Source organism: Kordia sp. (assembly GCF_045105435.1).
GTDB lineage: Bacteria > Bacteroidota > Bacteroidia > Flavobacteriales > Flavobacteriaceae > Kordia.
Window position 1 is genome coordinate 1 of the sequence record NZ_JBGCDL010000187.1, and the last position, 8,218, is coordinate 8,218.

Genomic DNA, 8,218 nt, shown 5'->3' on the forward strand with positions numbered 1-8,218 from the left:
TACACAATCAACTTCCCTTTTTTAATCTTATCATTCGATCGAATATTATATAAATACACACCAGCACTCAATTCCCATTGTTGTGTAGGAATGGGGTTGTTGGTTTCTGTAAAAATAGTGCCAATCAATTTTCCTTGAATGTTGTATAGAGAGAATTTAATATCTTCGTTTTGAGTACTTTTTACAAAAACGGCTTCGTTACTTTTTACAGGATTTGGGTAAAATGAAATCGCATCTTGCGTAAATTCAGAGACACTTAATACACTTCCTAAATTAATGTTGTCTACATATAAAGCTTGTCCGTACGCATTCACATTTCTAAACTTTACTTGAACATTTTCGTTTCCAATATAGCTTGTCAAATCAATAGATTCTTCTCGCCATTGTGTTGCTGTAGGAACAAATTGTGCGGTTGTATTTGGTGCAGTTGCTAAGGCGCTTCCGACTTTATTGTAGACATTTGTCCATGTCATGCCGCAATCTGTAGAAATCTCAACTTCGAGTCCATCTGGATAGGCAGCCGAGTATAAAGCATAGGCAACATCAAACGTAAGTGTTGCATCGGTTACGTCTGTATTTGCCATGTTTAATGGCGCAATGATATCGCAATACGTTCCAACTTGAGAAATTACATAATTATTCACAACCATCGAATTTGTGCTTAGTCCAAAACCACCCACAGCATTTTCATACGTCCACGTATAATTTCCTGTTGCTTCTTGTCGCCAACCATCTGGCACAAAAGCCACTTCAAAATCTTCTTCTAAGTTTGTGTTTGATAAGCTTTCTACATTTATCGTGATGGAATCACTAGAGGAAACTCCTGCATCATTAGTGACCGTTAAAGTGACTACATGATTTCCGGTAGTTGTAAAATTCACTTGCGGATTTCTCATAGATGAAGTCGCAATATTAGCATTTTCAAATGTCCAAGCCCAAGTTGCATTCGTATGATTCAACATAGAAAAATCATCAAAATAAAAAATATCTCCCGCGCAGGTTGCAGTTAATTTATCAACCATAATTTTTGCTACAGGTCGCGATGGCGTTTCAAATAAACTACTCTCCCAAATTCCTTTTCCGTAACTCGCCAAACGTATTTTTCCATCTCTATAAAAAGGACGCAAATCATTTGCACCAATCGTAGTTGGTAAATTAGCATTATCTAACGTCCAAGAAGTCATCGTGTTGTTTTTGTAATATACAGACATGCTTGTCGCTACATACGCGCCGCCATCTGTTCCACCAATTGTAGTTAATACTTGAATATTTTGACCGTTTAATTCGCTTGAAGTTTCATTCGTCCAGGTTGTACCACTATTGATACTTTTAAACACTTTATTACCATTATTTCCACGCGGAAATGCCAACCAAATTGTTTGATCGTTCTCAGGATCTAAACTAATAAGCGCCAAACTTCCATCGCCGCTAGGCAATGTAATTGTGCTTGTTGTTGCCCAAGCATCCGTCGTTTTTACAAGGTATGCATTTCCAGTATTTGGACGCACTACAATAAACATCGTATCTGTATTGGTACGTGAAATTTCAATGCCTAAAACGGTACTATTTGCAGGCGCAGTATAAATTGCTTCATAACTTGCACCAGCGTCTGTACTTTTAAATAACTGATTTGAGTTTCCAAGATATACATGATTGTAACAGCTTGGATGAAACTCCATTTCTGACGATTGTGCAAACCAAGGTTCTTCGGTTGGTGCTAATCCCATAGAAGCATTCATCACAGCACCACTTAGCGTATTTGGAATAAATCTGCTACCGATATTGGTTGAATAAATTTGTTCGGTTCCTGGATTTACATATCCAGAAGCGGGCTCACCACCACCTAAATCTAAAAATACGCCAAAAGGAAATCCTTCCGAATATACATCCACACCATTGTGAAACGTTCCACCAACTAATAAATCGCGATTCCAACCAGAGCCAAATCCCCAAAAATCAGTTCCATGTACACCATTCATTTTAAATTCGGGTTGTGTCGTAAAAAAGTCATTCGATTTAAAAATTCCGCCATCAGTCGTTGCCCAATATTCATTTCCAAATGCTCTAAAATCTTGCATATCTACGTGCATCGGATTGTACGTTCCGCAACCGTAATTATAAACACAAGTAAACGTTTGTCCACCATCAATAGATCGCCACATACCAATTCCGCCGACCATAACTTGATCCGCATTTGAGTTAGACGCCATTGCTGCACAATTGTAAAATCCTTGGTTAAAACCTGCTGCAGACGTATCTGAATTTAATAAATTTGGATGTGTTGCGGTGTATGGAGCGCCATCATAACCCATAGTATTTGTCCAAGTAATTCCTGCGTCATCACTTCGATAAACGCCGATAAAACCGTTGTCGCCAGCTTTGGAGTCGCCAATTAAAAACGCGTATATTTTATTTGCATCTGCATCACTTACAGCCAATCGTGCACCTTCCACACTTCTGTTTGGATCTGTAGAAGTGTACCAACCTGCCGATTCAACCAACCAAGAAGCGCCGCCATCGGTCGATTTTAAAAACTGATGTGTATTATTTGCTGTATTTCTTCGTACGGTATATAAAATATTTGGATTTCCAGGTTGTGCTTTTAAATCAAAGCATTGATTCATAACAACTGTTGTCCAAGTTACACCGCCGTCTGTAGTTCTGTTAATTCCTGCTTCTCCAGCGACTAAAACTGTTTGTGGATTGTTTGGATTTATGAATATTTCCGCAGGATTTATAATATACCCAAACAAGGTTATATTGCTATCAAAAACGACAGTCCAGTTGGTTCCGCCATCGGTAGTTTTAAATACTTCACTTCCCGAACCTGCGTACACAATATCTGGATTTGTAGGATGCACTGCAATAGCACTTACACCTGCATTTGCCAATACAACTTGTGGTGATAATGAGGTAACGAGCGTTTTAGAAGCGTTTGTCCAAGTATCGCCGCCGTTAATAGTTTTGTATACTTCTCCCGATTCTGTTCCGCAGTACAAGGTGTTTGGCACGTTTAAACATTTACCAATACTATACACATTTGTTTGTGCGCCACTTAAAACCGTTCCGCCTTCTCGGTAACTTTCATACGGTCCAATAGGCGACCAAGTACTCATTTCTAATTGTATTCCTTGCGAATCTCCCAAGGTTCTTGCCGCGGTTGCTGCTTGTTCCTTTTTGGAATGATCGTACACACCGTCATTCGTTAAAAATGGATTAATAGCTCTTCGCCATCTTTTATAATATTGTGTGTGATATGATTTTACATATTCGTGTGTTTCATAATACTTTCTGTACAAATCATCAACTGTATCAGCGTTTGGATTTTCACTGTACATCAATTTTGCCCAAGCAGGCGCATCTTTGTAAAGTTGATTTGAAATGTTTGGTTTTGGAGATTGTTGCCCATATCCAACGATTGCGGTAAGCAATACGAAAAGAAGTAGTAATTTTTTCATAGCGCACTTTTTGTCTAAATAATACAATAAAATCGAGGCGAAAGTTAAGTTCGTTAGCATGTATTGAACGAACTATGCGTAAATGTATGAAATTAAGATAATTTTAACGGTAAGATATTCAATTAATTATGTGAAAATTATTTTACAGATTTTCTAATTCGGCTCATGTGTCGTGATGAAATTCCTAAAAAGGAAGCCAAATAATGTAACGGAACTTCTTTGAGTAATTTTGGTTCGTTGGAAAGTAGTTTTTTATAACGTTCTTCTGGAGTTAAGGTCAATAAATCGATGCGATAATCGTCAATTCTGTAGATTTGATTTTCTATTAAATTGTAGTAAAAACGGTGAAAAGCTTCGTTGTTTTTTAGCAGATTTTGAAAGTTTTTTTGATCAATCACAAACAAATCGCAATCACTAATCGCTTTTATATTTTTGCGTGATGGAATTTTATGCATAAAGCTTTTCAATGCCGCTGTGGCGGAATTTTTCAATGCGAGATAGGTTGTTTTTTCTTCACCTTCTACCAAAATGTTATGTTGTAAAATGCCACTTTCAATAAAGCAGAAATGTGGACAAATTGTACCTTCTTCTACAAAAAGGGTGTTCTTTTTTAGATGTAAATAATTGAATGCTTCCAAAATTACAGGAATTTGGTCATTCAAAGACGCATCATCAATGAAAGTCTTTAAATAGGATTCAAAATTTGTGGTAGATATGCTCATGTATTTTAAAAATAGGAGCGTAAAATACGAACTATTTCACTTGAAAATTAATTTGTGGTAAATATAGTATTGAGAATTAAGTAGTGAGTAATGAGAAGTTCTATTCTCACTGATTGATAACAAGTGAATTTTTCTTTCTAAAGAAACAGATTGCCACAAGTTTTTTCAAAACTTTCGCAAAGACGTTTCCAATTCATGCCGATAAACGAGCTGAGAAATTAGTGCATTCGTGGTAAAAAAAAGAATCAGGACTTTTAGAATCAAGAGTCAAGATGTTTTTAAGATTCTTCTGTTGAGTGTGAATGTAAAATGTTTCAAATTAAATTTTGAAATCTTTACTAATTTGTTCCGAATAAAATTATTGTATCAAACACTAACGCGAGTTTTTCAACTCATGCCGATAAACGAGCTGAAAAATTAGTGCATTCGTGGTAAAAAAAAGAGTCAAGAGTCAAGAGTCAAGAGTCAAGATGTTTTCTAAGTTAATTTTGTTGTGTTTAAGAATGTAAAAACTTTCGTAAAGACATTTCCAATAAATAGAATAATAAATGATTCTTAACCTGTTGTGAATTTTACGATTGAAAATGAGTGAAATTTGTATCGAGAATAGAATATTTTGTACTAAACAGTTCTCGATACGATTTTTCGTACCTCAAAATCACTCGAAATGACGCTTCGTTATACTTTTGAATTCAAAATGCACAACGGGTATTCTCAAATTTTCAACAACACTATTGTTAAAAAAACAAGCAAAATTTTGCCAAGTTTATAACATTGCCTACTTTGAAAGTCTAAACCAAACCCAACCATGAAACCTAAAATTTTACGCACCGTATTATTTCTTTTTTTAGTACAATTTAGCTTTGCGCAAAGTAATCCGACTTCGGCTGCAAAAGTACAAGACGCACTGAAAGAGAAAGCAAAACTTACGGAAAAATCTACTGTAAAGAATATCGAATTTACCAATATTGGCCCTACTATTATGAGCGGTCGTGTGGTCGATTTAGATGTAAATCCAAATAATACAACCGAATTTTATGTTGCCTACGCTTCTGGTGGATTGTGGTACACAAAAAACAACGGAACCACGTTTGAGCCTGTTTTAGACAGTTCGCCAACGCAAAATATTGGTGACATTGCAGTCGATTGGAACTCAAAAACCATTTGGGTAGGAACCGGAGAAAACAACTCTTCACGTTCGTCGTATGCAGGAATCGGAATTCTAAAAAGTACGGATAACGGTAAGAATTGGTCAAATATGGGATTGTTAGATTCGCATCACATCAGTAGAATCTTAATCAATCCAAACAATGGAAACGAAGTTGTGGTTGCCGTTTTAGGACATTTATATTCGCCAAATGCAGAACGCGGAATCTTCAAAACAACCGATGGCGGAAATACATGGAACAAAACATTATTTGTAAATACCGATACAGGAATTGTGGATTTAGCAGTTTCGCCAAACAATTTCAACATACAATATGCATCTTCATGGGAACGCGATCGTAAAGCGTGGAATTTTGTCGGAAACGGAATCAATTCAGCAATTTATAAAAGTACTGATGCAGGAACTACCTGGAATAAAGTAAGCGAAAAAGCAGGTTTCCCAGTAGGTGATGGCGTCGGAAGAATTGGATTGGCTGTTTACGATGATGAAATAGTATATGCGTTTCACGATAGTCAATTCAGGCGAGAAGCCAAAAAGAAAAAGAAGAGCGATTCCAAAGCATTGACAAAAGATGACTTTAAAACAATGTCTTCTTCGACGTTTTTAAACTTAACAGATAAAAAACTAAATACCTACTTGAAAATGAACGGTTTTCAAGAGAAATATAGAGCCGAAAATGTAAAGCAATTGGTAAGAGCAGGAACGATTAAGCCTGTTGATTTGTCGAAATATTTAGAAAATGCAAACTCGTTATTATTTGATACACCTGTAATTGGTGCACAAATTTTTAAAACGACTGATGGTGGAAAATCGTGGAGTAAAACACATGACGGTTATTTAGATGATGTGGTGTATTCGTATGGATATTACTTCGGAATGATTCGCGTAAGCCCAAAAAATCAAGATCAAATTTATATTGCTGGAGTTCCAATTTTACGTTCAAAAGATGGTGGAAAAACATTCAAATCGATCAATGGACAAAACGTACATGTCGATCATCATTCACTTTGGGTAAATCCGAATAATCCAGATCATTTGATCAATGGAAATGATGGCGGTGTCAATATTTCGTATGATAACGGAGACAATTGGATAAAGTGCAACACACCAGCAGTTGGACAGTTTTATGCAATTTACGCAGACGAACAAACGCCGTATAAAGTGTATGGCGGATTGCAAGATAATGGCGTTTGGGTAGGTCCAAATAACTACAAAGCTTCGGTAAAATGGCATGAAGAAGGACAATATCCGTACAAGCGAATTATGGGTGGAGACGGAATGCAAGTGCAAGTCGATAATCGCAATCCAAACATTGTATACACAGGTTATCAATTTGGAAATTACTTCAGAATTGATCGTGGTGAAAATGGCGGTCAAACATACATTCAGCCAAAACATGAATTGGGCGAATCGCCATACCGATTTAACTGGCAAACGCCAATTCATTTATCAGTGCACAATCAAGATATTTTATATTTAGGAGGAAATAAATTGCACCGATCGCTTAATAAAGGAGACGATTGGGAAACAATTTCAGATGATTTAACACAAGGAGGAAAAAAAGGAAATGTAGCTTATGGAACTTTGACAAGTATCTCTGAATCTACTTTCCAATTCGGATTAATCTATGTGGGAAGTGATGACGGATTGATTCACGTAACCAAAAACGGCGGTAGCGATTGGCAAAATATTTCTAGCGGATTACCAAAAGATTTATGGGTGACACGCGTAATTGCTTCATCACACAAAAAAGAACGTGTGTACGCTACTTTAAACGGATATCGTTGGGACGATTTTACAAGCTATGTCTACATGTCTGATAATTACGGGCAAACTTGGAAAAACATTGGGAGCGGAATTCCAAATTCGCCAGTAAATGTTATAAAGGAAGATCCTGCAAACCAAAATCTATTGTATTTAGGTACAGATAATGGTGCGTATGCTTCGTTAACTATGGGAACTTCTTGGCAACCTTTCCACAAAGGTTTACCAAATGTTGCGGTACACGATATTGTTGTACAAAAACAGGCAAAAGACTTGTTAATTGGAACGCACGGACGTTCAATTTACAAAGCAAATATTGGAGTATTACAACAAGTAGATGCTACGGTAGCAAGTAAAGAAATTCATGTGTTTGAAACTAAAAGTGTTCGTTCGAGTTCGTCTTGGGGATCTACTTGGAGCAAATGGCTAGATGCGCGTGTTCCTGAAAAAGAAGTTTATTTTCATGCTAAAAATGCAGGGAATGTTACTGTAAAAGTGATGGCGGCAAACGGCATCGTCATGAACGAAGCAAAAGTAAACGCAAATGCAGGATTCAACACGTGGAATTATGATGTAAGCGTTACTGAAAAAGCACGTAAAAAATATTTGAAAAAAGACGAAGATGCTTCCATTCCAAAAAAGAAAAACGGTGCATATTACTTACCAAAAGGAACGTATACCATTGAGGTTTCTGGAAATGGCGGAAAAGACAGTACTGAATTAGTGATAGAGTAGATTTATAAGTTTGATTCATGAATTTGTATTTGATTTTCTAAATTTTCTTTCGATAGATTAACTGTTGTTCGATTCTATTGTTTGAGTCAGAAATAGAGAACAGCGAAGTGGAATTGCGAAGCGTAGCTTCAAGCATGTAACTTCAGATGTGAACGATGTGTAGCAATTTCCTATCTCAAACTTGATTTTTTTGTTGCGTTTTTTTATCAAGAAAAAAATGAAAGCTATAGAAATGAAAAAACAAAAACTCTATTTCCTTTCTGGAACCATGTGTACACCACTTTTGTGGGAACGGACTTGTAAAGATTTGATACCGTTTGATTGTATTTTTATAGACACAACTTCCGCAACTTCTTTTAACGAAATAGATG

At 36.4% G+C, this 8,218-nt stretch carries 3 protein-coding genes; 1 reads left to right on the forward strand and 2 read right to left on the reverse strand.

Going from position 1 to position 8,218, the window contains the following annotated elements; genetic code table 11:
* Together AB8B65_RS09950 and AB8B65_RS09955 are read right to left on the reverse strand one after the other, a co-directional pair.
* On the reverse strand, positions 1-3,458 hold a 3,458-nt coding region (locus AB8B65_RS09950; RefSeq protein ID WP_405300812.1), incomplete at its 3' end, for a T9SS type A sorting domain-containing protein.
* A gap of 137 nt (positions 3,459-3,595) precedes the next feature.
* Positions 3,596-4,180: a Crp/Fnr family transcriptional regulator gene (locus AB8B65_RS09955; RefSeq protein ID WP_405300813.1), complete on the reverse strand. Its 585-nt coding sequence runs from the start codon at positions 4,178-4,180 to the stop codon at positions 3,596-3,598.
* Positions 4,181-4,988: 808 nt separating this feature from the next.
* Here AB8B65_RS09955 and AB8B65_RS09960 point away from each other — a divergent pair.
* Entirely contained in the window at positions 4,989-7,847 is a 2,859-nt protein-coding gene (locus AB8B65_RS09960) for a WD40/YVTN/BNR-like repeat-containing protein (RefSeq protein ID WP_405300814.1), read from the forward strand.
* Positions 7,848-8,218 lie beyond the last annotated feature (371 nt).